Annotated in this window: 21 protein-coding genes; 18 read left to right on the top strand and 3 right to left on the bottom strand. The window is 68.5% G+C overall.

Annotation, left to right across the window (positions count from 1 at the left end):
* Window positions 1-3: 3 nt before the first annotated feature.
* Genes metH through BM013_RS14170 form a run of 4 tightly spaced genes read left to right on the top strand, consistent with a single transcriptional unit; the run spans window position 4 to window position 6,146 of the window.
* Window positions 4-2,811: a methionine synthase gene (metH, locus tag BM013_RS14185; protein WP_093128019.1), complete on the top strand. Its 2,808-nt coding sequence runs from the start codon at window positions 4-6 to the stop codon at window positions 2,809-2,811.
* 52 nt (window positions 2,812-2,863) lie between these two features.
* A complete protein-coding gene (locus BM013_RS14180) occupies window positions 2,864-4,753 on the top strand; it encodes an ArnT family glycosyltransferase (protein ID WP_093128017.1) in 1,890 nt (629 codons plus the stop codon).
* A complete protein-coding gene (locus tag BM013_RS14175) occupies window positions 4,750-5,739 on the top strand; it encodes a glycosyltransferase (protein ID WP_093128016.1) in 990 nt (329 codons plus the stop codon). Before BM013_RS14180 ends, BM013_RS14175 begins: the two co-directional genes overlap by 4 nt.
* On the top strand, window positions 5,736-6,146 hold the full coding sequence (locus BM013_RS14170; protein ID WP_093128014.1) for a GtrA family protein: 411 nt from the start codon (window positions 5,736-5,738) through the stop codon (window positions 6,144-6,146). Before BM013_RS14175 ends, BM013_RS14170 begins: the two co-directional genes overlap by 4 nt.
* Window positions 6,147-6,169: 23 nt before the next feature.
* Here BM013_RS14170 and BM013_RS14165 read toward each other — a convergent pair whose 3' ends face one another.
* The 3 genes from BM013_RS14165 to BM013_RS14155 are packed head-to-tail and all read right to left on the bottom strand — an operon-like array spanning window position 6,170 to window position 8,872.
* Window positions 6,170-7,369 carry an amidohydrolase family protein gene (locus BM013_RS14165; protein ID WP_093128013.1) on the bottom strand — a complete coding sequence of 400 codons (1,200 nt, stop codon included), beginning with the start codon at window positions 7,367-7,369 and terminating at the stop codon, window positions 6,170-6,172.
* Window positions 7,315-8,079, bottom strand: a complete 765-nt coding sequence (locus tag BM013_RS14160; RefSeq protein ID WP_093128011.1) for a TetR/AcrR family transcriptional regulator — start codon at window positions 8,077-8,079, stop codon at window positions 7,315-7,317. The genes BM013_RS14165 and BM013_RS14160 overlap by 55 nt, the downstream gene beginning before the upstream one ends.
* A gap of 19 nt (window positions 8,080-8,098) precedes the next feature.
* A complete protein-coding gene (locus tag BM013_RS14155) occupies window positions 8,099-8,872 on the bottom strand; it encodes a ferredoxin--NADP reductase (RefSeq protein WP_093128010.1) in 774 nt (257 codons plus the stop codon).
* 338 nt (window positions 8,873-9,210) lie between these two features.
* On the opposite strand from BM013_RS14155, the gene BM013_RS14150 reads away from it, so the two are divergent.
* The 14 genes from BM013_RS14150 to tssA all read left to right on the top strand — a co-directional run bounded on the left by BM013_RS14150 (window position 9,211) and on the right by tssA (window position 26,894).
* Window positions 9,211-10,833: a 6-hydroxynicotinate reductase gene (locus BM013_RS14150; protein ID WP_093128008.1), complete on the top strand. Its 1,623-nt coding sequence runs from the start codon at window positions 9,211-9,213 to the stop codon at window positions 10,831-10,833.
* 2 nt (window positions 10,834-10,835) lie between these two features.
* Window positions 10,836-11,753: a UPF0280 family protein gene (locus BM013_RS14145; protein ID WP_093128007.1), complete on the top strand. Its 918-nt coding sequence runs from the start codon at window positions 10,836-10,838 to the stop codon at window positions 11,751-11,753.
* A 21-nt stretch (window positions 11,754-11,774) separates the two neighbouring features.
* Window positions 11,775-12,419 (top strand): amino acid synthesis family protein, encoded by a 645-nt coding sequence (locus BM013_RS14140; RefSeq protein WP_093128005.1) that lies wholly within the window; start codon window positions 11,775-11,777, stop codon window positions 12,417-12,419.
* 61 nt (window positions 12,420-12,480) lie between these two features.
* Window positions 12,481-13,065, top strand: coding sequence for an amino acid synthesis family protein (locus BM013_RS14135; protein WP_093128004.1), 585 nt, complete (start codon window positions 12,481-12,483; stop codon window positions 13,063-13,065).
* A 66-nt stretch (window positions 13,066-13,131) separates the two neighbouring features.
* The gene (locus BM013_RS14130; RefSeq protein ID WP_093128002.1) at window positions 13,132-14,337 is read left to right on the top strand and encodes an ABC transporter substrate-binding protein; all 1,206 of its coding nucleotides are present in this window, start codon (window positions 13,132-13,134) and stop codon (window positions 14,335-14,337) included.
* A gap of 159 nt (window positions 14,338-14,496) precedes the next feature.
* Window positions 14,497-16,434 carry an ABC transporter permease gene (locus BM013_RS14125; RefSeq protein ID WP_093128001.1) on the top strand — a complete coding sequence of 646 codons (1,938 nt, stop codon included), beginning with the start codon at window positions 14,497-14,499 and terminating at the stop codon, window positions 16,432-16,434.
* Window positions 16,431-17,252 (top strand): ABC transporter ATP-binding protein, encoded by an 822-nt coding sequence (locus BM013_RS14120; protein ID WP_093128000.1) that lies wholly within the window; start codon window positions 16,431-16,433, stop codon window positions 17,250-17,252. Before BM013_RS14125 ends, BM013_RS14120 begins: the two co-directional genes overlap by 4 nt.
* Window positions 17,249-17,980 carry an ABC transporter ATP-binding protein gene (locus BM013_RS14115; RefSeq protein ID WP_093127998.1) on the top strand — a complete coding sequence of 244 codons (732 nt, stop codon included), beginning with the start codon at window positions 17,249-17,251 and terminating at the stop codon, window positions 17,978-17,980. Before BM013_RS14120 ends, BM013_RS14115 begins: the two co-directional genes overlap by 4 nt.
* Window positions 17,981-18,017: 37 nt before the next feature.
* Entirely contained in the window at window positions 18,018-18,743 is a 726-nt protein-coding gene (gene pncA, locus BM013_RS14110; protein WP_093127997.1) for a bifunctional nicotinamidase/pyrazinamidase, read from the top strand.
* Window positions 18,744-18,816: 73 nt separating this feature from the next.
* Window positions 18,817-19,977 (top strand): ABC transporter substrate-binding protein, encoded by a 1,161-nt coding sequence (locus tag BM013_RS14105; protein WP_256219898.1) that lies wholly within the window; start codon window positions 18,817-18,819, stop codon window positions 19,975-19,977.
* Window positions 19,955-20,455 (top strand): (2Fe-2S)-binding protein, encoded by a 501-nt coding sequence (locus BM013_RS14100; protein WP_093127994.1) that lies wholly within the window; start codon window positions 19,955-19,957, stop codon window positions 20,453-20,455. The genes BM013_RS14105 and BM013_RS14100 overlap by 23 nt, the downstream gene beginning before the upstream one ends.
* Window positions 20,456-20,609: 154 nt before the next feature.
* The gene (locus tag BM013_RS14095; RefSeq protein ID WP_093127993.1) at window positions 20,610-24,374 is read left to right on the top strand and encodes a molybdopterin cofactor-binding domain-containing protein; all 3,765 of its coding nucleotides are present in this window, start codon (window positions 20,610-20,612) and stop codon (window positions 24,372-24,374) included.
* A gap of 90 nt (window positions 24,375-24,464) precedes the next feature.
* Window positions 24,465-25,646 carry a fumarylacetoacetate hydrolase family protein gene (locus BM013_RS14090; RefSeq protein WP_093127991.1) on the top strand — a complete coding sequence of 394 codons (1,182 nt, stop codon included), beginning with the start codon at window positions 24,465-24,467 and terminating at the stop codon, window positions 25,644-25,646.
* 150 nt (window positions 25,647-25,796) lie between these two features.
* A complete protein-coding gene (gene tssA / locus BM013_RS14085) occupies window positions 25,797-26,894 on the top strand; it encodes a type VI secretion system protein TssA (RefSeq protein ID WP_093127990.1) in 1,098 nt (365 codons plus the stop codon).
* The last annotated feature ends 13 nt before the right edge of the window (window positions 26,895-26,907 follow it).

Here is a 26,907-nt window from a genome sequence, read left to right as displayed (position 1 = left end):
GCCATGTCCCAGATTTCCGCTCCAGCCACCCCAGATTCCTCTTCCGGCGCTCCCAGCGCTTTCGGCGCTTCCGGCGCCCAGGCCGCTCCGCCCCCCATGAAGCTCTCCGGTCTCGAACCGGTCGCCATCGGCGCGGGCACGCTGTTCGTCAACATCGGCGAGCGCACCAACGTCACCGGCTCCAAGGCCTTCGCGCGCATGGTCCTGAACGGCCAGTTCGAAGACGCCCTGGCCGTCGCGCGCCAGCAGGTGGAGAACGGCGCGCAGGTGATCGACATCAACATGGACGAGGCCATGCTCGACAGCAAGGCCGCCATGGTCCGCTTCCTGAACCTGATTGCCAGCGAGCCCGACATCGCGCGCGTGCCGGTGATGGTCGACAGCTCGAAGTGGGACGTCATCGAGGCCGGCCTGCGCTGCATCCAGGGCAAGGGCATCGTCAACTCCATCTCCATGAAGGAGGGCGTGGACAAGTTCAAGCACGAGGCCAAGCTGGTCAAGCGCTACGGCGCCGCCGCGGTGGTCATGGCTTTCGACGAGAAGGGCCAGGCCGACACCTACGCGCGCAAGGTCGAGATCTGCGAACGGGCCTACCGCATCCTGGTCGACGAGGTGGGCTTCCCGCCCGAAGACATCATCTTCGACCCGAACATCTTCGCCATCGCCACCGGCATCGAGGAGCACGACAACTACGCGGTCGACTTCATCAACGCCGTGCGCTGGATCAAGCAGAACCTGCCGGGCGCCAAGGTGTCGGGCGGCGTGAGCAACGTGAGCTTCAGCTTCCGCGGCAACGACCCGATGCGCGAGGCCATCCACACCGTGTTCCTGTACCACGCGATCCAGGCGGGCATGGACATGGGCATCGTCAACGCCGGCATGGTCGGTGTGTACGACGACCTGGAGCCCACGCTGCGCGAGCGCGTGGAAGACGTGGTGCTCAACCGCCGGCCCGACGCGGGCGAGCGCCTGGTCGAAGTGGCCGAGACCGCCAAGAGCGGCGCGAAAGACGAGAGCAAGCGCCTCGAGTGGCGTGGCACGCCGGACAACCCGGTGCACGTCAACCAGCGCCTGTCGCACGCCATGGTGCACGGCATCACCGACTTCATCGTCGAGGACACCGAAGAGGCCTACCAGCAGATCCTGGCCAAGGGCGGCCGCCCGCTGCACGTGATCGAAGGCCCGCTCATGGACGGCATGAACATCGTGGGCGACCTGTTCGGCGCCGGCAAGATGTTCCTGCCGCAGGTGGTCAAGTCGGCGCGCGTCATGAAGTCGGCCGTGGCCCACCTGCTGCCCTACATCGAGGAAGAAAAGCTGCGCGACGAGGCCGCGGGGCGCGATGTGCGCACCAAGGGCAAGATCATCATCGCCACCGTGAAGGGCGACGTGCACGACATCGGCAAGAACATCGTCACCGTCGTGCTCCAGTGCAACAACTTCGAAGTGGTGAACATGGGCGTGATGGTCCCGTGCCACGAGATCCTGGCGCGTGCCAAGGTCGAGGGCGCGGACATCGTGGGCCTGAGCGGCCTGATCACGCCGAGCCTGGAAGAAATGCAGTACGTGGCCGGCGAGATGCAACGCGACGACCATTTCCGCATCAAGAAGATCCCGCTCATGATCGGCGGCGCCACCACCAGCCGCGTGCACACGGCCGTGAAGATCGCGCCGCACTACGAAGGCCCCGTGGTCTACGTGCCCGACGCCTCGCGCAGCGTGAGCGTGGCGCAGAGCCTGCTCTCCGACCAGGCCGCCACGTACATCGACGAGATCAACGCCGACTACGACAAGGTGCGCACGCAGCACGCCAACAAGAAGCAGGTGCCGCTGTGGCCGCTGGCCAAGGCGCGCGCCAACAAGACCCCGGTCGACTTCGCGAGCCACCTGCCGCCGGTGCCCAAGTTCATCGGCCGGCGCCTGTTCAAGAACTTCGACCTCACGGAGCTGGCCAAGTACATCGACTGGGGCCCGTTCTTCCAGACCTGGGACCTGGCGGGCCCGTTCCCAGCCATCCTGAAGGACGAGATCGTCGGCACCGAGGCCGTGCGCGTGTACGCCGACGGCCAGCGCATGCTCAAGCGCCTCATCGAAGGGCGCTGGCTCAGCGCCAGCGGCGTGATCGGCTTCTGGCCGGCCAACACCGTGAACGACGACGACATCGAGCTGTACACCGACGAAAGCCGCAGCGAAGTGGCGCTCACCTGGTACGGCATGCGCCAGCAGACCGAGAAGCAGCAGATCGACGGCGTGATGCGCCCGAGCCGCTGCCTGTCGGACTTCGTCGCGCCCAAGGACAGCGGCCTGAAGGACTACGTGGGCATGTTCGCCGTCACGGCCGGGCTGGGCGTCGAGAAGAAGGAGAAGTACTTCATCGACGACCTCGACGACTACTCGGCCATCATGCTCAAGGCCCTGGCCGACCGGCTGGCCGAGGCCTTTGCCGAGGCGATGCACCACCGCGTGCGCACCGACCTGTGGGGCTACGCGCCCGAGGAAGGCCTGAGCAACGACGACATGATCGCGGAGAAATACCGCGGCATCCGCCCGGCGCCGGGCTACCCGGCCTGCCCCGACCACAGCGTGAAGGGCCCGATGTTCGACCTTCTGGGTTGCGCGGACATTGGCATGACCCTGACGGAAAGCCTCGCTATGATGCCCGCCGCCAGCGTCAGTGGTTTCTACCTGGGTCACCCCGATGCGACGTACTTCAACGTCGGCAAGATCGGGCACGACCAGCTGCAGGACCAGGCCGCGCGGCGCAAGCAGAGCGAAGCCGAGCTCGAGCGCCTGCTGGCACCGAACCTTTGAACCTGCCGGCCGGCGTGGCCGACCGGCCCCGGGAGTTGTTATTCAGAAGCTGATGTTTGCAGCCGCGCACTACGCGGCATTGGCGGTCTTTGTCTTCAGCTGCTGGGGTTTCGGCCGCGCCCTGCTGGGCCGCCTGGCGCCGCCGCCGCGCCGCGACGCCGCGCTGGAGGCGGCCATGGCCGTGTCGCTGGGCGTGGGCTTTTTCATCTGCGCGTTCCAGGCGCTCGCCATCTTCGGCGCCTTCAAGACCGCCGCGACCGTGACGGTGGTCGTGGCGGGCTTCGTGGCCGCGGCGGTGCAGCTGCCGTCGTGGCTGCGCGAGCGGCGCGAGCTGCGTGCCATGCGCGCGAACGAGGTTGCCGTGCCGTGGCGCTACGTCGAGCGCGTCGCGATGATCGCGCTGGCCCTGGTGGCGCTGCCCGCGCTGGTCGCCCCGCTGGCCCCGCCCATCGCCTTCGACGAGCTCATGTACCACCTGCCCTACGCGCGCCAGGTGGCGCAGCAGGGCTCGCTGGGCATCCACGAGTGGCTGCGCTACCCCTGGTTCCCGTACAACTACAACCTGCTCTACGCCGCCGCGCTGCAGGTGGGCGACGACGTGCTGCCGCACTTCCTCAATGCGCTGGCGGGCGCGCTGTCGGTGGTGATGGTCTACCGCCTGGGCGTGCTGCACGCCAGCCGGCTCACGGGCTGCATCGGCGCGGCCATCTGGCTGGGGCTGGGCGACTACTCCAACGCGCTGATCGACATGGGCGTGGCGCTGTTCGTGCTGTCGGCCTGCGTGGCGCTGTGGTGGTGGCGCGAATCGGAGCCGGGCGAACCGGGCAAGGCCGGCAAAGTCGGCAAGGGGATTCATGGCGGCATGCACTGGCTCGGCGTGGCCGGCTTCTGCCTCGGCCTGGCCGCGGGCTCGAAGTACCAGGCGCTGATCTTCCTGCCGCTGGTGACGCTGTTCGTCATCCGCCACGAGCGCCGGGTCAAGGCCTGGGCGCTGGTGTTCGCCTGCTTCCTGCTCCCGTGCATCTACTGGTACGCGCGCAACGCCATCATGACCGGCGACCCGTTCAACCCGATCGGCGCGCGCGTGTTCGGCTTCACCGAGTGGACGCCGGCCGACTACGTGCAGCAGGTGGCCGACGTGCGCGTGCACGCCGAGCTGCCCAACGCGCTGATCTGGGCCGTGTTCTTCGCGCCGTTCAGCGTGCTGTGGAAGCGCTCGGCCGCGGTGCGCGCCGCCGGCTGGTTCTGCCTGTACTCGGTGGTCGTGTGGGTCGTGACCTCGCGCTACCCGCGCTACCTCACGGCCTCGTTCCCGCTGCTGGCGGCCATCGCGGCCATCGGCTGGCAGGTGCTGTTCGGCTGGGCCGCGGCCGGCGTGCGCCGCATGAGCGGGAACAAGCCCGCGTCCGATGCCGCAACCTCTGCAGCCTCCGCTACAGCCACTGTGGCCACCGGCGCCATGAGCCGCGACACCGCGCGCTCCGGCGCCCGCGCGGGCGACTGGGTGCTCGTGCTGCTGCTGGCCGTGCTGGCCGCCGTGGCGGTGCGCCAGACCGCGGTGAAGGTCGCCATGGTCTCGACCACGCCCGAGGCGCGCGAGGCCGTGCTGCGCCAGCATGTGCCGGGCTATGCCGTCATGGACTACCTGCGCCACAACGCCACCGGCCGCGTCTATCAGATTGCCTTGAACGAGGCCATCTACTACGGCCCCAACCCGATCTGGGGCGACACGCTCGGCCCCTGGCGCTACACCGATTTCGGCGCGCTGTCGGGCGGCGACCTGGCGCGCAAGCTCGGCGGCCTGGGCTTCACCGCCATCGTGCTGCCGAACGCGGTGGTGCCGGTGTTCAGCGCGCGTGTCGACTTCGACAGGTACTTCGCGGTGCAGTACGAGAAAGACGGCAGCCGGGTCTACCGTATCCTTCCCGCCGCAGCACCATGACCGACACCGAAGCCCTTGCCGTCCGCGACCGCCGCAGCGCCTTGCGCATTGCCGCCGTCATCCCTTGCTACAACGAAGCGCTGGCCATCGCCCAGGTGGTGGCCGGCTTCCGTGCCGCGCTGCCCGAGGCGCAGATCCACGTCTTCGACAACAACTCCAGCGACGACACCGCCGCCGTCGCGCGCGCGGCCGGCGCCACCGTCACGCACGTGGCGCTGCGCGGCAAGGGCAACGTGGTGCGGCGCATGTTCGCCGACGTGGAGGCCGACGTGTACGTGATGGTCGACGGCGACGCCACCTACGACGCCGGTGCCGCGCGCCGGCTCATCGACCGGCTGGTAGGCGACAACCTCGACATGGTGGTGGGCAACCGCGTGGACGACGGCCACGACGCGCTCACCTACCGCGCCGGCCACCGGCTGGGCAACCGCATGCTCACCGGCGCCGTGGCGCAGCTGTTCGGCGGCGCGCTCACCGACATGCTCTCGGGCTACCGCGTGTTCTCGCGGCGCTATGCCAAGTCGTTTCCCGCGCTGTCGCGCGGCTTCGAGACCGAGACCGAACTCACCGTGCACGCGCTCGAACTGCGCATGCCCTACGCCGAGGAAAGCACGGCCTACAGCACGCGGCCCGAAGGCTCGGTCAGCAAGCTGTCGACCTACCGCGACGGCTGGCGCATCCTGAAGACCATCTGCAAGCTGTTCGTGAGCGAGCGGCCGCTGCAGTTCTTCTCGACCATCGCGGGGGTGCTGGTGCTGCTGTCGATCGCGCTGGTGGTGCCGCTGTTCATGACCTACATGCACACCGGCCTGGTGCCCCGGCTCCCCACGGCGGTGCTGGCCACGGGCGCGATGCTGGGCGCGATGCTGTCCTTCGTGTGCGGCATCGTCATGCACACCGTCACGCTGGGGCGCCAGGAGGCCAAGCGCCTGCGCTACCTCGCCATTCCGGGCGTGCGCGAGCGGGCTTCGTCCGCCGCGCCATGAAGATCGGGCGCGAGTTCCTGTCGTTCGCCGTGGTCGGCGTGATCGGGCTCGTGGTCGACGTGGTGGTGCTGTACCTGCTGGCGCCGCTGCTGGGCTGGTACGTGGCGCGGGTGGTGTCGTTCCTGGCGGCGGCCACCACCACCTGGGCCTTCAACCGGCGCTACACCTTCGCGGCGAGTGCAGCGAGCGCGGCGGCCGGCCGCTCCGTCTGGCGTGAATACCTGGGCTACCTGGCCACCATGGCCGGCGGCGCGGTGCTCAACTACGGCGCCTATGTGCTGACCCTGCACTGGGTCGAGGGGCGCTGGGCGGCTGCCCTCGGCGTGGCCGTGGGCAGCGTGGCGGGCATGAGCGTCAACTTCCTGTCGGCGCGCTACCTGGTCTTTCGCTCGCACCGCGGCGGCTGAGCGCCGCAGTGCCCGGCCGGCGCTCAGTGCGCGCCGGACACCACCACCGGAATCTCGGTCGCGGGCGGCGTGTTGCGGCTGCGGCCCGAGCGCACGATGCCGTCGATCATCACCATGCCCACGCCCGGCAGGTCGCCCAGCTGCACGCTTTCGAGCAGGCCCTTGGCGGGCGAATGCTGCGCACGGTCCATGAAGACGAAGTCGGCGTCTCGGCCCACTTCGATCAGGCCGCAGTTGAGTTTGCGGATGCGCGCCGTGTTGCCCGTGGCAAAGCAGAACACCTGTTCGGCCGGAATGTTGGCGAAGGCCGAGATGAAGGCCACCATGCGCAGGATGCCCAGCGGCTGCACGCCGGAGCCTGCGGGGCCGTCCGTGCCCAGGATGACCCGGTGGGGGCACTTCAGTTCGATCGCGGCCCTTGCCGCCGCGATGGCCACCTTCTCGTTGCCGTTGTGCACGATCTCGATCGCGCGCGTGCTCTTCTCGCACAGCTCGCACACATGCGCCTCGGGCAGCGAGGTGTGGCCGCCGTTGATGTGGCCGATGACGTCGGCATCGGCCTCCAGCACCGTGTCCTTGTCGATGTAGCCCGAGCCCGGCACCGACGGCCCGCCCGTGTGGATCGTGCTCTGAATGCCGTACTTGCGCGCCCAGGCGACCATTTCCTTGGCCTCGTAGCCCGCCTTGACCGTGCCCAGGCCCACTTCGCCCAGCAGGCCCACGCCGGCTTCGGCGAGTTCCTTGAAGTCGTTCTCGACCATGCCCTTTTCGATCACGGGCGCGCCGGCCAGCACCTTCACGCCGTTGGGGCGGAAGTTGTCGAACGAGCGCTGCGCCGTGATGGCCAGCGCCTTCAGTCCGACGATGTCCTTCGGGCGGCCGGGCAGGTGCACCTCGCCGGCGGAGATCATGGTGGTCACGCCGCCGTGCATGGTGGAGTCGATCCAGCCGAGCTGGCCCTGGCGCGGCGTCCAGTCGCCGAACACCGGGTGCACGTGGCTGTCGATCAGCCCGGGCGCCACGCAGGTCTTGCGCGCGTCGATGACGGTCTGCGCGCCTTCGAGGTCGCAGTCCTTTTCCTTGCCGACCGCGACGATCAGCCCGTCGTTCACCACGATGGTGTCCGCGTCCAGGATGGGCTTGTCGATGTCGCCCGAGAGCAGCAGCCCTATGTTCTTGATGACGACCTTGCCCGACTTGCCGCCGGCTGCGATTTCTGCCATTTCGATGTGTCCTCGTGGGGTGGTGTGTTGTCTTGTGGCTCGTCCGCGCGCACCGTGCGCAGCAGCGTCTCGATCACGAAATCTTCCCAGTGCGTGATCGCCTCCGGCGACTCCAGCGGCTCACCCAGGAAGGCGGTGAGCGTGTGCCGGTTGGAGGTGTAGAAATAACCCGTGGACGCGATCAGCAGGTAGATGTCGCGCGCCACCAGATCCTTGCGGAACAGCCCCTGCGCGGCGCCGCTGGCAAGGATCTCCTCGATGATGGCCACCGCGCGCGACGAGTATTCGCGGGCGCGCAGCGACTTCGAAATGTGCCGGCCCTTGTGCAGGTTCTCGGTGTTCAGCAGCGTGACGAATTCGGGGTTCTTGCGGTAGTAGCCCAGCACGAAGCGAATGACTTCGGTGAGCGCCTCCACCGGCCGCGACACGTCCAGCGCGATGGCGGCCTCGGCGTCGTCCATGCGCTTGTAGATGCCTTCGAGCACCGCAATGAAGAGGCCTTCCTTGCTGCCGAAGTAGTAATAGATCATGCGGTCGTACGACTTGGCGGCCTTGGAGATCTTCTCCACGCTGCCGCCGTCGTAGCCGTACCTGGCGAACACCTTGGTCGCCGATTTGAGGATGCTGTCGCGCGTGGCCTGGGCGGCCGCCTCGCGCACGCCGGTGCGGCGCTGAGGCTTGGGCTTGGCGGCGGTGCGGCTGTCGGCCATCGTGCGCGCGACGTCCTGCTTACTTCTCGGCGAAGGCGCGCTCGACGACGAAGTCGCCCGGCGTCGAGGTGTTGCCTTCCTTGAAGCCGCGCTTTTCCAGGATGTGCTTCAGGTCGACCAGCAGGCCGGGACTGCCGCACAGCATGACGCGGTCTTCCTCGACGTTCAGCGGCGGCAGGCCGAGGTCGTCGGTGAGCTTGTTGCTCTCGATCAGGTCGGTGATGCGGCCCTGGTTGCGGAATTCCTCGCGCGTGACCGTGGGGTAGTACAGCAGCTGCTTCTCGATCATCTCGCCCAGCACTTCGTGCTTGGGCAGGTGGTCGGTCACGAGGTCGTGGTAGGCCAGCTCGTCGACCTGGCGCACGCCGTGCACCAGGATGACCTGCTCGAACTTCTCGTAGGTGTCCGGGTCACGGATGATGCTCATGAACGGTGCGAGGCCGGTGCCCGTGCCGAACAGGTACAGGCGCTTGGCCGGCAGCGTGTAGTCGATCAGCAGCGTGCCGGTCGGCTTGCGGCCCACGATCACGGTGTCGCCCACCTGGATGTGCTGCAGCTTCGAGGTCAGCGGGCCTTCTTCCACCTTGATGCTCAGGAACTCGAGATGCTCCTCGTAGTTCGGGCTCACGATGCTGTACGCGCGCAGCAGGGGCTTGTTGTTGACCTTCAGGCCGATCATCGTGAAATGACCGTTCGAGAAGCGCAGCGCGGGGTCGCGCGTGGTGGTGAAGGTGAACAGGCGGTCGGTCCAGTGGTGGACGCTCAGGACGCGTTCTTCGCTGAATGCACTCATACGGAACTCAAGAGTAGGTTGGAAACAAGGGGGGCTGGCTGAGCCGGCATGCACGCCCTTGGGGCATGAAACGTCGGCCGGCTGCGAACCCTCCATTGTCGTTGGTCGGAAAAACCCCGATGAACATCGCGAGAAAACACCATTGCAAGCATCGGGCCCGTTTGCTACATTGATCTCGAATGTAGTGAACGCAACATGAAAGTGTAGGGAATGCTACACAAACGGAAGTCGGTGCACAAGCGCTCGCACGGCACGTTTGTTGCAAAGAAAAAAGACAAAGACCCCCGCACCGGATTCGCTCCTCACACATGCCTGACACGCCCCACGAGATCGCCCCGATGACTGAACACACCAAGACAGATGGCCTCCCCGGCATCGACATGCCCGTGCTGGCCGACGCCAGCACCTTCGGCAAGGCGCCGCCGCGCAACGACCGCATGAGCACGGCCAAGGTCGAGTGCAACGCCTGCCCGGTTCTGTGCCAGATCTCCGACGGGCGCACCGGCGCATGCGACCGCTACGCCAACCGCGAAGGCGTGCTGGTGCGCGTCGACCCGGTGGTGCTGCTGCGCCGCACGATCGAGAGCGAGGCGCCGGCGCTGGTGGCCTTCGACCGTCCCGGCGCCGAGCCCGCCACGGCCGAGGCCGTCGCCAATGCGCCCGACTGGAACGGCGACCTGCTGCACGCCGACGAGGTGTTCGTCACCGGCGTGGGCTCCTCCACCACCTACCCCGACTACAAGCCCGCCCCCTTCATCGTGGCCTCCAAGGCCAAGGGCGTGGACATGGTCACGGTGGTGACCGAAGGCATCTTCAGCTACTGCAGCTTCAAGGTGAAGATCGACACCGACCGCTTCCTCGGCTCCGAGCAGGCCAACGTGCGCTACCGCGGCGAGGTGGTGGGCCACGTCACCACGGCCGAGTACGGCTCGCAGATGCTCTCGCTGGGCGGCGTGCACCACCTCACCGGCGGCAGCAAGAAGGAAGGCCGCATGACGGCCGAGCTGATGCAGCTGCTGGGCAACAAGAAGGCGGTGGAGTGCACCATCGACGGCGGCTCCACCCTCGTGATCCAGGCCGGCAAGGCGCCCATCGTCAACGGCGTGGAAGAGCAGCGCATGCGCGTGGGCTGCGGCTCCGCGGCGGTCGGCATCTTCGCGCGCCAGTTCGCGGGCGTGGCCGACGAGGTGGTGGTGGTCGACGACCACATCACCGGCGTGCTCACCGAGCACCAGGCCGGCCGCTGCCTCGACATGCCGCCCTCGGGCATCCACATGCTGGGTCGCAAGTCGACGCCCGGGCGCTACTTCCAGGTGGCCAACCCCGGCAACGGCTGGGGCGGCACCGACATCGCCGATCCGCTGTCCATCATCGAAGGCTGGGAAGAGGGCGTGGCCCGCCCCGGCCTGCGCCTGCTCATGACCTCGACCACCGGCGAGCACGCACAGTGGTACGTGCTCGACGACGCGCTGCAGCCCGTGGAGCAGCCGATGCCCGCCGAGGTGAGGCGCATCGTGGAGCGCATCGGCGAGAACTGCGAACCATCGCTGTGCACCGTGCTGTTCCTCGGTGGTGCGGGCGGCAGCCTGCGCGCCGGCGTCACCGAGAACCCGGTGCTGCTCACGCGTGCCATCAAGCGCGCGCTGGTCAACGTCACCTGCGGCGGCGCGCCGGCCTATGTGTGGCCCGGCGGCGGCATCACCGTGATGGCCGACGTCATGCGCATGCCCGACAACAGCTTCGGCACCGTGCCCACGCCGGCCATCGTCGCGCCCATCGAGTTCAGCATGCGGCGCGACGACTACGCCGCGCTCGGCGGCCACATGGAGCACATCTTCCCGCTCGAGCAGGCGCTCGCGCGCGGCGCGTGGCAGGAAGACGGCGCACCGCTCGCGCGCCAATGGCTGGCGATGGACGACGCCAACCCGTGGCCGCTCGGCCACACCCCCATGCTGGGCTGACCATGACCGCCCAACGCAGCGCGCTCGACAGCAGCCGCTGGCACTTCAACCACGGCCCGATCGACATCGTGGCCGAGGCGCATGGCGACCCGTACGCCGTCGCGGCCGCGCACGACGCGGCGTGGGCGCGCTTCGTCCACGTGCTCGACGAGCTGGTGCTCGAACTGCCGCTGCTGCGCCTGCCGGTGACGGACCGGATGCGCCCGCGCAGCGTGGTGGCGCGCCGCATGTGGGACGCGTGCGCCGCGTTCTCGCCGACCTTCATCACGCCGATGGCGGCCGTTGCCGGTTCGGTGGCGCAGGAGCTCATCGCGTTCTACGAGCGCCCCGGCATCGAGCGCGCGTGGATCAACAACGGCGGCGACATCGCGCTGCATCTCGCGCCCGGCCAGTCGGCGCGCGTGGGCGTGTTCGCCGACATCGCGCGCTTCGACTGGCGCGAGAGCATCGAAGGCAAGAGCGGCCTCCTCACCACCGACGGCCAGTTCGAGCTGCGCGCCGACCAGCCCGTGCGCGGCGTGGCCACCAGCGGCTGGCGCGGTCGCAGTTTCTCGCTGGGCATCGCCGACAGCGTGACGGTGCTGGCCCCCACCGCGGCGCAGGCCGATGCGGCCGCCACCGTGATCGCCAACGCGGTCGACGTGGACGACGACGCCATCGCGCGGCGCCCCGCGAGCGAGTGCAAGGACAACAGCGACCTGGGCGACACCCTCGTCACCGTCGACGTGCCCGCGCTCGCGTCCGCGCAGGTGCGCAGCGCACTCGATACGGGCGCGGTGTGCGCCAAGGTCCTGCAAAAAGGCGGGCTCGTGTGGGCCGCTCTACTCGTTTGTCAGGGGCAGTGGCGACTTGTCGAGCCCTTATGCTCGAAGGCGCTCAAGACGGAGCTGCCGAAATCAGTTGGTTCAGTATTTGCTTAACGAAAAGCAAGGTTCTTCTTCATGATCGAAATCCGACGCGTCTTCACCCAGGTCGAGCACATCCACCACGAGTTCGGGCCCCGTGCCGACACGCCGTTGGTGCGCGGTGCCATCGGCGCCGTGCTGACCAATCCGTTCGCGGGCCGCTACGAGCCCGACATCCTGCCGATGATGGCGCTGCTCGACCCCGTGGGCGTCGACATGGCGCACCGGCTGCACGCCGCCATGGACGTGCCGCTCGAGCAGATCGCCACCTACGGCAAGGGCGCCATCGTCGGTGCCGACGGCGAGCTCGAGCACGGCGCGCTGTGGCATGTGCCCGGCGGCTACGCCATGCGCGAGCTGCTCGGCTGGAAGGGCGACCGCGCGGCCTACACGGCGGGCACGGTCGAAGAAAAGAAGACCGGCCAGCCCGGCAATGCGTTGTCGATCGTGCCGTCCACCAAGAAGGTCGGCCCGCCCGGCGCAGCGCTCGACGTGCCGCTGACCAACATCAACGCCAGCTACGTGCGCGGGCAGTTCGACGCCATCGAGGTGCGCGTGCCCGGTGCGCCGGCGGCCGACGAGATCGTGTTCATCCTCGCGATGAGCACCGGCTACCGCATCCATGCGCGCGTCGGCGGCCTGCTGGCCAAGGACATCGCCAAGTGGGACGGCCTGCGCTGAGCCGCCGAGCAAACAGGCACGCACCGCACTGCACAGAGACAAGACAAGGAACACACAGAACATGACCGCCAACATCCGCAAGCTCGTCATCCAGGTCGATGAAACCCGCAAGGAAATGGGCCGGGACGTCACGCCGCCCACGCGCCGCGCCGTCGCCATCGCCGTCATCGAGAACCCGTACGCCGGGCGCTACAGCGAGAACCTCGACGAGCTCATCGCCATCGGCGAGGAGCTCGGCGCGCTGCTGGGCCAGAAGGCCGTGAAGGCGCTGGGCATCGAGCCCGGCCAGGCGCAGAGCTACGGCAAGGCCGCCATCGTCGGCGAGCGCGGCGAGCTCGAGCACGCCGCGGCCATCCTGCATCCCAAGCTGGGCGCGCCGCTGCGCGTGGCGGTCGAGAAGGGTGCGGCGCTCGTGCCTTCGGCCAAGAAGCAGGGCACGCTGGGCACCGCCATCGACGTGCCGCTGGGCCACAAGGACGCGGCCTTCGTGCGCAGCCACTTCGACGCCATCGAGGCCCGCGTGTCCGACGCGCCGCGCGCCAACGAAATCGTGGTGGCGGTTGCCGTCACCGACAGCGGCCGTCCGCTGCCGCGCATCGGCGGCCTGCAGGCGCATGAAATCAAGGGCGAAGACGGCCTTCGCTGAAGCCGCCTTCGCACTCGCTCACTCACGGTGTTTTCTTTTCTCTTTCGATCCCAAGGAGTTGTTTCCATGAACCCATTGCGTCACGTCTTCAGCGCCGCGGCCCTCGCCGCGCTGACCACTGCTCTCGTTCCCGCGCACGCGCAGGGTGTGATCAAGATCGGCGAGGTCAACAGCTACAAGTCGCAGCCCGCCTTCCTCGAGCCCTACAAGAAGGGCATGGAGCTGGCGGTCGAAGAGATCAACGCCAAGGGCGGCGTCAACGGCCGCAAGGTCGAGCTCATCACGCGCGACGACAACGCCAACCCCGGCGACGCCGTGCGTGTGGCCGAAGAGCTGGTGGCGCGCGAGAAGATCGACGTGCTCACCGGCACCTTCCTGTCGAACACCGGCCTGGCCGTGGCCGACTTCGCCAAGCAGAAGAAGATCTTCTTCCTGGCCGGCGAGCCGCTGACCGACAAGATGACCTGGCAGGGCGGCAACGAGTACACCTACCGCCTGCGCCCCGGCACCTACATGCAGGCCGCCATGCTCGTGCCCGAGGCCGCCAAGCTCAAGAAGAAGCGCTGGGCCGTCGTGTACCCCAACTACGAATACGGCCAGTCGGCCGTGGCCGCCTTCAAGACGCTGCTGAAGGCCGCGCAGCCCGACGTCGAGTTCGTCGCCGAACAGGCGCCGCCGCTGGGCAAGGTCGATGCCGGCGCCGTGGCGCAGGCCCTGGCCGACGCCAAGCCCGACGCGATCTTCAACGTGCTGTTCGGTGCCGACCTGTCGAAGTTCGTGCGCGAAGGCAACACGCGCGGCCTGTTCAAGGACCGCTCGGTCGTCAGCGTGCTGACCGGCGAGCCCGAGTACCTCGACCCGCTGAAGGACGAAACGCCCAACGGCTGGATCGTCACCGGCTACCCCTGGTATGGCATCCAGACGCCCGAGCACAAGGCCTTCTTCCTCGCGTACCACGCCAAGTACAACGACTACCCGCGCCTGGGCTCGGTGGTGGGCTACAGCATGATCAAGTCGGTCGCGGCCGGCATCGCCAAGGCCAAGGGCACCGAAACGCCGAAGCTGGTCGAAGCCTTCAAGGGCCTGCAGGTCGACACGCCGTTCGGCAAGATCAGCTACCGCGCCGAAGACCACCAGTCCACCATGGGCGCCTTCGTCGGCAAGACGAAGAACGAGAACGGCAAGGGCGTGATGGTCGACTACACCTACTTCGACGGCGCCAAGTTCCAGCCTTCGGCTGCAGACGTCAAGAAGTCCCGCGCCGCAGACTGATCGGCTCGCCCCCAGGCTGCGCGCATGTCGTGTCGCCGGCTCTCTCCCTACCCCTGCGGGGGAGGGGAGGGGTGGGGCACGACGGCGCCAGCCGCCGAGCCACACATCGAATGCGGGCGCTTCCCCCATGAATGAAAACCGCCACCAAAGGGCCTTCGGATGAGTCTTTCGTCATTGCTGCTTCAGTTCCTCACCGGGCTGTCGTCGGCTTCGTCGCTGTTCCTCGTGGGGGCCGGCCTGTCGCTGATCTTCGGCGTCACGCGCATCGTCAACTTTGCGCATGGCTCCTTCTTCATGGTCGGCATCTACCTGGCCTACACGCTGGTCGAGAAGCTCGGCGGCGGCATGGCCTTCTGGCCTGCCGTGGTGCTGTCCGCGATCGCGGTCGGCATCCTCGGCGCGCTGATCGAGATGGTGCTGCTGCGCCGCATCTACAAGTCGCCGGAGCTGTTCCAGCTGCTGGCCACCTTCGCCCTGGTGCTGGTCATCAAGGACGCGGTGCTCTATTTCTGGGGCCCTGACGAGCTGCTCGGCCCGCGTGCGCCGGGCCTGTCGGGCTCGGTCGAGATCCTGGGCCGCCAGTTCCCGACCTACGACCTGTTCCTGATCGTGGTCGGCCCGGTCGTGCTCGGCTTGATGTGGCTGCTGCTCACGCGCACCCGCTGGGGCACGCTGGTGCGCGCCGCCACGCAAGACCGCGAGATGGTCAGCGCGCTGGGCGTGAACCAGGCCTGGCTCTTCACCGCGGTGTTCGGCCTCGGCGCCATGCTCGCGGGCCTGGGCGGCGCGCTGCAGCTGCCGCGCGAACCGGCCACGCTGGCGATGGACCTCAACACCATCGGCGCGGCCTTCGTGGTCGTGGTGGTGGGCGGCATGGGCTCCATTCCGGGCGCCTATGCGGCGGCCCTGCTCATCTCCGAGATCAAGGCCGTGTGCATCTGGCTCGGCGTGGTGGACATCTTCGGCTACAGCGTGTCCTTCTCCAAGCTCACGCTGGTGGTCGACTTCATCGTCATGGCCGTGGTGCTGGTGTGGCGTCCGTGGGGCCTGTTCGGCCGGCCGCAGGCGCCGAGCCGCTACGTGGGCATGGCCGAGGAGCCGCTGCGCCGCGCGAGCAAGGGCTACCTGTGGCTGGTGGCCGCGCTGGGCGTGGTGCTCATGGCCATGCCGCTGCTCACGGCCGATTCGCCCTACACCACGGTGCTGATGATCGACCTGCTGATTGCCGCGCTGTTCGCCGCGAGCCTGCACTTCATCATGGGCCCGGCCGGCATGCACTCGTTCGGCCACGCGGCCTACTTCGGCCTGGGGGCCTACGGCGCCGCGCTGCTGGTGCGTGCGAGCGGGCTGCCGATGGAGGTGGCGCTCATCGTGGCCCCGGTGGTCGCGGCCATCGGCGCCTTCGTCTACGGCTGGTTCGCGGTGCGGCTGTCGGGCGTGTACCTGGCGATGCTCACGCTGGCCTTCGCGCAGATCACCTGGGCCATCGTCTACCAGTGGGACTCCTTCACCGGTGGCAGCAACGGGCTCACGGGCGTGTGGCCGTCGGAGTGGCTGTCGGACAAGCGTGCGTACTACTGGCTCACGCTGGTGCTGGTGGCCGCCGGCATCCTGCTGCTGCGCCGCGTGCTGTTCTCGCCCTTCGGCTATGCGCTGCGCGCGGGGCGCGATTCGGTGCTGCGCGCGGATGCGATCGGCATCGACGTGAAGCGCATGCAGTGGACTGCGTTTGTCATCGCAGGTGCGGCGGCGGGGCTGGCTGGGTCGCTCTATGCGTTCTCCAAGGGGAGCATTTCGCCGGAGAGCCTCAGTGTCGACAAGTCCGTGGATGGGTTGGTGATGGTGCTGCTGGGGGGTATCCAGACGCTGGCGGGGCCGGTCGTCGGTGCCGTCACCTTCAGCTGGCTGCACGACACCGTGGCGCGCAACACCGACTACTGGCGCGCCACGCTGGGCGCCATCATCCTGATCCTCGTGCTGCTGTTCCCGCAGGGCATCGCGGGCTTCGCGAAGCAGCTGACCGAACGCCTGCTGCGCCGGACCAAGCCCGATGCAGCGCCGGCGGTTGCCGCCGAGGCGAAGGAGGCCAAGGCATGACCACCACCTCCCACACCCCCCTGCTCAAGGTCGAGAACCTCGGCAAGTCCTTCGGCGGCGTCAAGGCGGTCGACGGCATCAGCTTCGAGCTGCAAGCCGGCGAGCTGCTCGCCCTCATCGGCCCGAACGGCGCCGGCAAGTCCACCACCTTCAACATGGTCAACGGCCAGCTCAAGGCCGACCAGGGCTCGATCCTGTTCGACGGCCACGAGCTCGTCGGCCAGAAGCCGCGCGCGATCTGGCGCAAGGGCGTGGGCCGCACGTTCCAGATCGCCGAGACCTTCGCCTCGCTCACCGTCGCCGAGAACGTGCAGATGGCGATGCTCTCGCACGACGGCAAGCTGTTCTCCATGTGGCGGCGCGCCGCCGACCACAAGCGCGACGAGGCGCTGGTGCTGCTCGACCAGGTCGGCATGAAGGCGCAGGCCGACCGGCCCTGCAGCGAGCTTGCCTACGGCGACGTCAAGCGCGTGGAACTGGCCATCGCCATGGCCAATGCGCCCAAGCTGCTGCTCATGGACGAGCCCACCGCGGGCATGGCGCCCAAGGAGCGCAATTCGCTCATGGCGCTCACCAAGGAGCTGGTGGTGCAGCGCGGCCTGGCGGTGCTCTTCACCGAGCACAGCATGGACGTGGTGTTCGCGTACGCCGACCGCATGATCGTGCTGGCGCGCGGGCGCCTCATCGCGCAGGGCAAGCCGCTGGAGATCCGTGACCACCCGAAGGTGCAGGAGGTGTACTTCGGCAGCGGCAAGACATTCGAAAAAATCGCCGAGAAGGCTGCAGCGGTCTCGGCCGCGTTGGGAGAAGCCGCATGAGCGGAGAACTGTTGCTCGAAGCGAAGGCCGTGTGCGCCTGGTATGGCGCCGCGCAGATCCTGTACGACGTCGATCTCGAAGTGCGGCGCGGCGAAGTGGTCGCGCTCATGGGGCGCAACGGCGCGGGCAAGTCGACCACGCTGAAGACGCTGATCGGCATGCTGTCCAAGCGCCGCGGCGCGGTGCGCTTCCTGGGCCACGACATCTCCAGGAGCGAGCCGCACGTGGCCGCGCGCCTGGGCCTGGGCTTCGTGCCCGAAGACCGGCGCGTGTTCACCGACCTCACCGTCACCGAGAACCTCGAGGTCGGCAAGCAGCCCGCGCGCCGCTGGGCCGACGGCACCGACGCGCCGCTGTGGACGCCCGAGCGCCTGTTCAAGCTGTTCCCCAACCTGGGCGAAATGCCCAACCGTCCGGGCGGCCGCATGAGCGGCGGCGAGCAGCAGATGCTCACCGTGGCGCGCACGCTCATGGGCAACCCGTACCTGGTGCTGCTCGACGAACCCTCCGAAGGCGTGGCGCCGGTGATCGTCGAGCAGATGGCCAACATGATCCTGGAGCTCAAGGCGCAGGGCGTGAGCATCCTGCTGTCCGAGCAGAACATGCACTTCGCCGAGCTGGTGTCCGACCGCGCCTATGTGCTCGAGAAGGGGCAGATCCGCTACCACGCCACCATGGCCGAGCTTGCGGCCAACGACGAAGTGCGCCGCGCCTACCTCAGCGTCTGAGCTTGTTGTTCTTCTTCAACCCACCGGAGTCCACGCCATGCATCGCAGAACCCTCGTGAAATCCGCCGCCGCCCTCGGGCTGGCCGGCGGTCTCGGCAGCCTCGGTTTCAACGCCTTCGCGGCCGGCAAGATCAAGCCCGGCGCCAAGGCGGCGCTGATCGTGGTCGACGTGCAGAACTGCTTTCTCGACGGCGGCACGCTGGCGGTGAAGGGCGGCAACGAAGTCATTCCGGTGATCAACGCACTGGCGCCCGCGTTCGAGAACATCGTCGTCACACAGGACTGGCACACGGCCGGCCATGCGTCGTTCGCGAGCACCTACAGCGGCAAGAAGCCCTTCGAGACCACCAAGCTCAGCTACGGCACGCAGGTGCTGTGGCCCGACCACTGCGTGCAGGGCACCGACGACGCCGCGCTCGGCAAGGAGCTGAAGGTGCCGACCGCGCAGCTCGTGATCCGCAAGGGCTTCCACAAGGACATGGACAGCTACTCGGCCTTCGAGGAAGCCGACCACAAGACGGCCACGGGCCTGGCCGGCTACCTGAAGGCGCGCGGCATCAAGACGGTGTACGTCACCGGCCTGGCCACCGACTTCTGCGTGGCCTGGACCGCGATGGACGCGCGCAAGGCCGGCTTCGACGCCTACGTGATCGAGGACGCCACGCGCGGCATCGACCTCAACGGCTCGCTGGCCGCGGCGTGGAAGCAGATGGCGGCCAAGGGCGTCAAGCGCATCCAGTCCGCCGACATCCAGGCCGCTTGAACAGCCGCGACATCAGCGACAGCAGCAGCGGCAACAGCAGCAAGACCCACGAGAACCCAGAGAACAACGACGCATGAAGCTTTCGATCTCAAGGCGCGCCATGGTGGCGGGCGGCGCGGCCCTGGCCCTCGGCCCCGGCCTGCTGCGGCAGGCACGCGCGGACAACGGTGTGAGCGACACCACCATCCGCATCGGCCAGTCGGCCGTGTTCAGCGGTCCGGCCAAGGACTTCGGCGTCGACTACCGCGCGGGCATCAAGCTGTACTTCGACCGCGTCAACAAGTCGGGCGGCATCAACGGCCGCAAGATCGAACTCGTCACCTACGACGATGCCTACGATCCGGCCAAGACCGCCGTCAACACGGCCAAGCTGATCGACGAGGACAAGGTCTTCGCGCTCACCGGCTACGTGGCCACCGGCAACCTGGCCGCCGCGATGCCGCTGGCCGAGAAGGCGGGCGTGCCGATGTTCGCGCCGCTGGTGGGCACCAGCTCGTTCCGCACCAAGGTCAACCGCTACCTGTTCCACGTGCGCGCGGGCTACGACCTGGAGCTGCGCAAGATCATCAGCCACCTCTCGACCATCGGCATCCAGTCGATCGCGGTGGTCTACCAGGACAGCGCCTTCGGCAAGTCGAACCTCGCCACCTGCGAGGAGCTGGCGGCCGACCACAAGGTGAAGGTGGTCAAGACCTTCCCGCTGGCCATCACGGCGGAAGACGCGAAGACCGTCGTCACCGGCCTGGCGGAAGCCAAGCCGGGCGCGGTCGTGATGATCATGGCGGGCCGCATGGTCGAGGTGTTCATGCGCGACTACCGCGCGGGCGCCGGCGGCGCGCCGCTGTACACGCTGTCGGTCGGCATCACCGACGCGGCCGGCTCCGCCAAGCGGCTCGACGGCAAGCTCGCGGGCCTGGTCACGGCCAGCATCGTGCCGCCGCCGCAGGCGCAGCGCGTGCCCATCGTGGCCGACTACCAGCGCGACCGCGCGGAGTTCGGCGAGAAGATCGACAGCTACACCGCGCTGGAGGGCTACATCGTCGCGCGCGTGATGGTCGAAGGCCTGCGCCGCGGCGGCAAGACGCTCACGCGCGACAGCTTCATTGCCGGTCTGGAAAGCATCGGCAGCACGCGCATGGGCGACTTCCCCATCGAGTACAGCGCGAAGAACCACAACGGCTCGACCTTCGTGGACCTGGAGATGTACACCCGTGACGGCCAGTTGCGGCGCTGAGCCGCTGCACCTGCAGGTCAACGGCCAGGCGCGATCGTTGGAGGGCGTGCCGCGCGAGGCGACGCTGCTTCATGTGTTGCGCAACGACCTGGGGCTGAACGGCCCCAAGTACGGCTGCGGGCTGGGGCAGTGCGGCGCATGCACCGTGCATGTCGACGGCGTGGCGGCGCGCGCCTGCGTGATTCCTGCGCACGGCGTGGCGCACCGCGCGGTCACCACGCTCGAAGGGCTCGGCGCGCGCGGCAGCTGGCACCCGGTGCAGGCCGCGTTCGAAGACGCACAGGCCGCGCAGTGCGGCTACTGCCTCAACGGCATGGTGATGCAGGCGGCGGCGCTGCTGGCACGCGACCCGCAGGCCAGCGAGGCGCGCATTCGCGCGGAGCTGTCGGGCAACCTGTGCCGCTGCGGCACGCACATTGAAATTCTCGACGCGGTGCAGCGCGCCGCGGTGCGCATGCGCGCGGGAGCGATGCCATGAATGCCCCGCGTTGTCCCCTCTCCCGCTCGCGGGAGAGGGTCAGGGTGAGGGCAGGTGCTTGTGCAAAAGCACGGCCTTCGCTACCGCCGCTGGCCCTCACCCCAACCCTCTCCCGAAGGGAGAGGGAGCAAGAGCGGCAAGGAACGCAAAGGCCATGACCCGCCGCGCCGACCTTCCCCAGACCCGCGCCGAGTTCCTCTCGGCCGACGGCGTGCTGCTCGTGGTGCGCGAGGCGCCGCCCGCGCCGCCGCCCGTCAAGGGCCAGCCCGCGCTGGTCGCCGGCAACCCGATCGAAGGCGACGAGGTCCTGCTGGCCGTATGGGACGACGGCAGTGCCTCCGCGCTCAACGGCCACGTCGACCTGGGCACCGGCATCCAGACCGCGCTCGGCCAGATCGTGGCCGAGGAACTCGACCTCGGCATGCCCTGCGTGCGCGTGATGCTCGGCGACACCGCGCGCGTGCCCAACCAGGGCGCGACCATCGCGAGCGCCTCCATCCAGATCCATTCGCAGCCCTTGCGCCTGGCCGCCGCCCAGGCGCGCGGCTGGCTGCTGGCACGCGCTGCGGAAAAGCTCGGCGTGCCATGCGAGGCACTGCAGGTGCGCAACGGCGTGGTGCGCGTCACCGAAACGCCAGACTACCAGGTCAACTACGCCGAGCTGGTGGCCGGCCAGCGCACCGTGCTGCGCCTCGACACCAAGGCGCAGCCCAAGGACCCGGCCGACTATCGCGTGGTCGGCACGCGGCAGGCGCGCGTGGACATCCCGGCCAAGCTCGCGGGCGAACTCGTCTTCGTGCACGACATGCGCGTGCCCGGCATGCTGCACGGGCGCGTGGTGCGCCCGCCGTACGCGGGCGCGGACCACGGCGAGTTCATCGGCAACACGCTGGAGGCGGTCGATGAATCGTCCATTGCGCACATCCCCGGCATCCGCGCCGTGGTCGTCGTGCGCGACTTCGTCGGCATCGTCGCCGAGCGCGAGGAGCACGCCGAACAGGCGCTGCGCGAACTGCGCGTCACGTGGAAGCCGTGGCCCGGCATGCCCGACCTGAGCGACGTGGCGCAGGCCCTGCGCGACAACCCCTCGACGCAGCGCCTGCTGGTCGACGAAGGCGACGTGGACGGCGCCATCGCCGCCGCCGCGCAACCGATGCAGCGCACCTACGTGTGGCCGTACCAGATGCATGCGTCCATCGGCCCGTCGTGCGCGCTGGCCGACTGGCAGCCCGACGACGGCAGCGGCATGCAGCTGCGTTGCTGGGCCGGCTCGCAGAACCCGCACGTGCTGCGTGTCGACCTGGCCAGGCTCATGGGCGTGGAGGACGTGCAGGTCGACGTGGTCCGCATGGAGGCCGCGGGCTGCTACGGCCGCAACGGCGCCGACGACGTGGCCGCCGATGCCGCGCTGCTCGCGCGCGCGGTCGGCGCGCCGGTGCGCGTGCAGCTCACGCGCGAGCAGGAGCATGCGTGGGAGCCCAAGGGCGCCGCGCAGCTCATGGAGATCGACGGCGGCCTGATGGCCGACGGCCGCGTGGCCGCCTACGACTTCGAAACCTCCTACCCGTCGAACGGCGCGCCCACGCTGGCGCTGCTGCTCACGCGCACCATCGAGCCGGTGGCGCAGGCCTACGAGATGGGCGACCGCACCGCGCGGCCGCCCTACAGCTACGACAACCTGCGCGTGAAGGTGAACGACATGGCGCCGATCGTGCGCGCCTCGTGGCTGCGCGGCGTGTCGGCGCTGCCGAGTTCGTTCGCGCACGAGTCGTACATCGACGAGCTCGCCACCGCCGCGGGTGTGGACCCGGTGCAGTTCCGCCTGCGGCACCTGGAAGACCTGCGCGCCATCGAGCTGGTGCAGGCCACCGCGCAGAAGGCCGGCTGGCGCATGCGCACCGGGCCGCAGGAGAACGCCGACGGCGGGCTCGGCGAAGGCGGCGACATCCTCTTCGGCCAGGGCTTCGCGTACGCGCGCTACATCCACAGCAAGTGGCCGGGCTTCGGCGCGGCGTGGGCCGCATGGGTGGCCGACGTCGAGGTGAACCGCAAGACCGGCGAGGTGCATGTGCGCCGCGTGGTGGTGGGGCACGACGCGGGCTTGATGATCAACCCCGCCGGCGTCGAGCACCAGGTGCACGGCAACGTGATCCAGACCACCAGCCGTGCGCTGAAGGAGCGCGTGCAGTTCGCGCCGCAGCAGCAACAGCAAGGCGATGCACCCGCCGGCGGCGCGCTGCTGCCGGGCGTGCTGCCTTCGGGCGTGGTCGCGAGCCGCGAGTGGGGCAGCTACCCGATCATCAATTTCCGCGAAGTGCCGGTGATCGAGGTGATGCACATGCCGCGGCCCGGCGAACCGTCGCTGGGCGCGGGCGAGTCGTCGTCGGTGCCGGGCACGGCGGCGATCGCGAACGCGATCTTCGATGCGACGGGCGTGCGCTTCAGGTCGCCGCCGTTCACGCCGGAGACGGTGCTGGCCGGGTTGAGTCCGTTGACTTCGGATTTGCCCCCTCTGCCTCCGGGAGAGGGTGGGGGTGAGGGCCGGCAGCCTGCGAGTGGTGACGCCGTCGTGCCCCCATCCCAGCCTTCCCCCGGAGGGGGAAGGAGCAATGCAGTCTGGCCCCGAAGGAAGGGCCTCTGGGCCACCGGCGCCGCGCTCGTGGTCGGTGGCATCGGCGTCATCGCCGGCCTGCTCGGCTGGCGTTCCGCCATCGCGCCGGTGTCGCTCACCGCGCCGGTGTACAGCCAATCGACCATCGAACGCGGCCGCGTGCTCGCCGCGGCCGGCGACTGCGCGGTGTGCCACACGGCAGCGGGCGGCGCACCCAACGCGGGCGGCCGTGCGATGGACACGCCCTTCGGCACGCTCTACACCACCAACCTCACGCCCGACGCGGAGACCGGCCTGGGCCGCTGGTCGTTCAGCGCCTTCCAGCGCGCGATGCGCGAAGGCGTCTCGCGCGACGGCCACTACCTGTACCCGGCCTTCCCCTACACCGCCTTCGCCAAGACCAGCGACGACGACCTGCAGGCGCTCTATGCGTACTTCATGTCGATGCCCGCGGTGCGCGCGCAAACGCCGAAGTCCGAGCTCAAGTTCCCGTTCAGCATGCGCCCGCTGATGGCCGGCTGGAACGCGCTCTTCCACGACCCCGCGCCGCTGCAGCCCGTGGCCGCGCAAAGCGCGGAGTGGAACCGTGGCGCCTACCTGGTCAACGGCCTGGGCCATTGCGGCGCCTGCCACACGCCGCGCAACGCGCTGGGCGCGGAGCAGGGCGGCGAGGCCTTTCTTTCGGGCGCGATGGTCGACGGCTGGGAGGCGCCCGCGCTCACGCAGCTGTCGAAGTCGGCGCTGCCGTGGGATGCCGACGAGCTCTACCGCTACCTGCGCCACGGCCGCACGCAACGCCACGGCATCGCCGGCGGCCCGATGGCCGAGGTGGTGCGCGAGCTGCAGCAGGTGCCCGACGAAGACGTGCGCGCCATGGCCACGTACCTGGGGTCTTTCAACCCGGCCCCGGTGGCGCAGCCGCAGGCCGTGGCACAGCAGGCGGTCGACAACGCGGCGCGCACGCAGGGCCAGTTGCTCGGCCCCGCGCAGCGCATGTTCGACAGCGCCTGCGCCGCCTGCCACCACGACGGCAACGGCCCCACGCTGCTGGGCGTGAACACGCCGCTCGCGCTCAACAGCAACCTCACGAGCGCCAGGCCCGACAACCTGCTGCGCACCATCCTCGACGGCGTGCGCGAGCCCGCCACGCGCGACATCGGTTTCATGCCGGCGTTCCGCGAGGCGCTCGACGACCGGCAGATCGCCGATCTCGCGGGCTACATGCGCGCGCGCTTCGCACCGCGGGAGCCGGCGTGGAAGGACCTGCCGGCCGAGGTGGCGCGCGTGCGGGCAACGCCGGGGCACTGAGCGCAACGACAAGGGCCCTGGCCGGGCGTTGCCGTGGATGCGCCGCTACGATGCACCGTAGCGAAGTACACATCCACGGAGACACCCGCCATGCCATTGAATCTTTCGACATCTTCCAACCTGCCCCGCGACGCCGAACGCGCCACCCTCGTCGGACGCCTCTGGCAACCCGGCGTGGGGCCGGTGCTGGTGGCGGTGCACGAAGGCGCCCTGCACGACCTGTCGGCGCTCGCGCCCACCATGAGCGACCTGCTCGAACGCGACGAAGCGCCTGCCCAAGCCGTTCGCCGCGCACTGAAGAGCGCACCGCGCATCGCCTCGCTCGACGAGGCCATCGCCAACAGCGACGAGACGGCACGCGACACCGGCAAGCCCTGGCTGCTCGCCCCCTGCGACCTGCAGGCCATCAAGGCCAGCGGCGTGACCTTCGTTGCGAGCCTGCTGGAGCGGGTCATCGAGGAACAGGCACGCGGCGATGCCTCCAGGGCCGAGGCCACGCGCGCGGCCATCGGCGGCGTGCTGGGCGACAACCTCGCGGACATCGTGCCCGGCTCGCCCGAGGCCATGAAGGTGAAGGAGGTGCTCATTGCACAGGGCGTGTGGTCGCAGTACCTCGAGGTGGGCATCGGCCCCGACGCCGAGATCTTCACCAAGGCCCCGGTGCTGGCGGCCGTGGGCACGGGCGCCGACGTGGGCATCCACGCGGGCTCGGTGTGGAACAACCCCGAGCCCGAAGTCGTGCTCGCCGTCAACAGCCGCGGCGAGACGCTGGGCGCCGCATTGGGCAACGACGTCAACCTGCGCGACTTCGAAGGCCGCAGCGCACTGCTGCTGGGCAAGGCGAAGGACAACAACGCCTCGTGCGCGATCGGCCCCTTCATTCGCCTGTTCGATGAGAACTTCGGTATTGCCGACGTGCGCCGCATCACCGTGGCACTCGAAGTCACGGGCCCCGAAGGCTTCACGCTGGAGGGCTCCAGTTCGCTGTCGAAGATCAGCCGCGACCCGCTCGACCTCGTCGCACAGACCATCGGCAAGCATCACGCCTACCCTGATGGTTTCATGTTGTTTCTCGGAACCATGTTCGCGCCGACACAAGACCGTCACGGGCCTGGGCAAGGATTCACCCATGTCGTGGGAGACCGCGTGCGCATCGCCGCACCCGAACTCGGCGCCTTGGTCAACCGCGTGGTGCACGCGGACCAGGCGCCGCGGTGGACTTTTGGTGTCGGCGCGTTGATGCGCAACCTGGGTGGACGTGGACTGCTGTAAACGTTCCGTAGACGTTCTGTTGATTGAATAAAAGGAGTTGTACTTCTTTGTGATTCAAAGCCTCTGCGTTGCACTCTGTTGCTGTTGACCGCGCTTCGCGTTCCCCTCAAGATAACTGTTGTTGACGAATGGTTAACTAGGGAGAAGAGGTTGTCGCAAAGCGAGATCGAACTATTGCAGTCGCCTGTAGACGGCCCGCTTGCGTGCGGTGAAGACCTCGAATACGACCCCGATTTCCTGGCGTTGCACCAAGCGACGACGGGCAAGCGCGAGCAGCAATTCGGCTCCACCATCATTCCCGCGGAACCGCCCGACTGGGCCCGCGTGGAGCGCCTCGCCAAGCAGCTCTGCACCCGCACACGAGACCTTCGCGTGCTGGTGCCCCTCACATTGGCATGGACCGAGAACCGCGGCCTGCCGGGCTATGTCGACGGCCTGCGGCTGGTCGATGCGGTGCTGCAGAAATTCTGGGACGACGTGCATCCGCGCGTCGTCGACGACGGCTTCGAAGACCCGCTGCCGCGCATGAACGCGCTGGCCTCGCTGACCGAACCCGAAGGCCTCGGGCGCAGCGTGCGCGATGCGCGGCTGCTCGACGATGCAGGCACCTTGATGAGCCTGCGGCAGGTCGAGGCCCTGCTCGATTCGAGCAAGACCGACCACCAGATCGACTACCCCGGCGGCATCGGCCGCCTGAAGGACGCGGCGCGCCGCGCGCAGGACAAGTCCGCGGCGCCGGTGCTGGCGCTGCGCGGTGCGCTCGAGTACCTGCAACGCATTCGCCAGACCTGCGAACGCGCGCTGGGACAGAACTGGGCGCCCGACTTCACGCGCCTGGAGAAGTCGCTGCGCAGCGTGGTCCAGCTGTTGCCCGAGCAGGCGCAGGCCGATGCGGGCGAAGCCATTCCATCCCACTCTGGAGCCGATCCGCAAGGCACGGACCAGGCCGCGCCGGTGGCGCAGGGCGCCGCCGCGGGCGCCTCAAATGGCGGTATCGGCCTACGCGCGGTACTTATTAAAGATATTGAAATATCCAATCGTGATGATGTGCAAGTCTTGTTGGAAAAAGCTTGCGACTACCTGGAGCGGGCGGAGCCCAGTCATCCGGCACCGATGTTGATAAGAAGGGCACAGCGGCTTCTGGACCTCAATTTCTTCCAGATCATCGAAGAGCTCGTGCCAGAGGGATTGCAAAAGATCGAGAGCCTTGCCGGGCGGCCTTTGAGCGGCGCGGCCAGCGGCGAATAAGCGGCGACGAACA

It is taken from the genome of Variovorax sp. OK605, assembly GCF_900115445.1.
GTDB lineage: Bacteria > Pseudomonadota > Gammaproteobacteria > Burkholderiales > Burkholderiaceae_C > Variovorax.
This window is presented reverse-complemented; position numbering and strand designations above follow the sequence as displayed.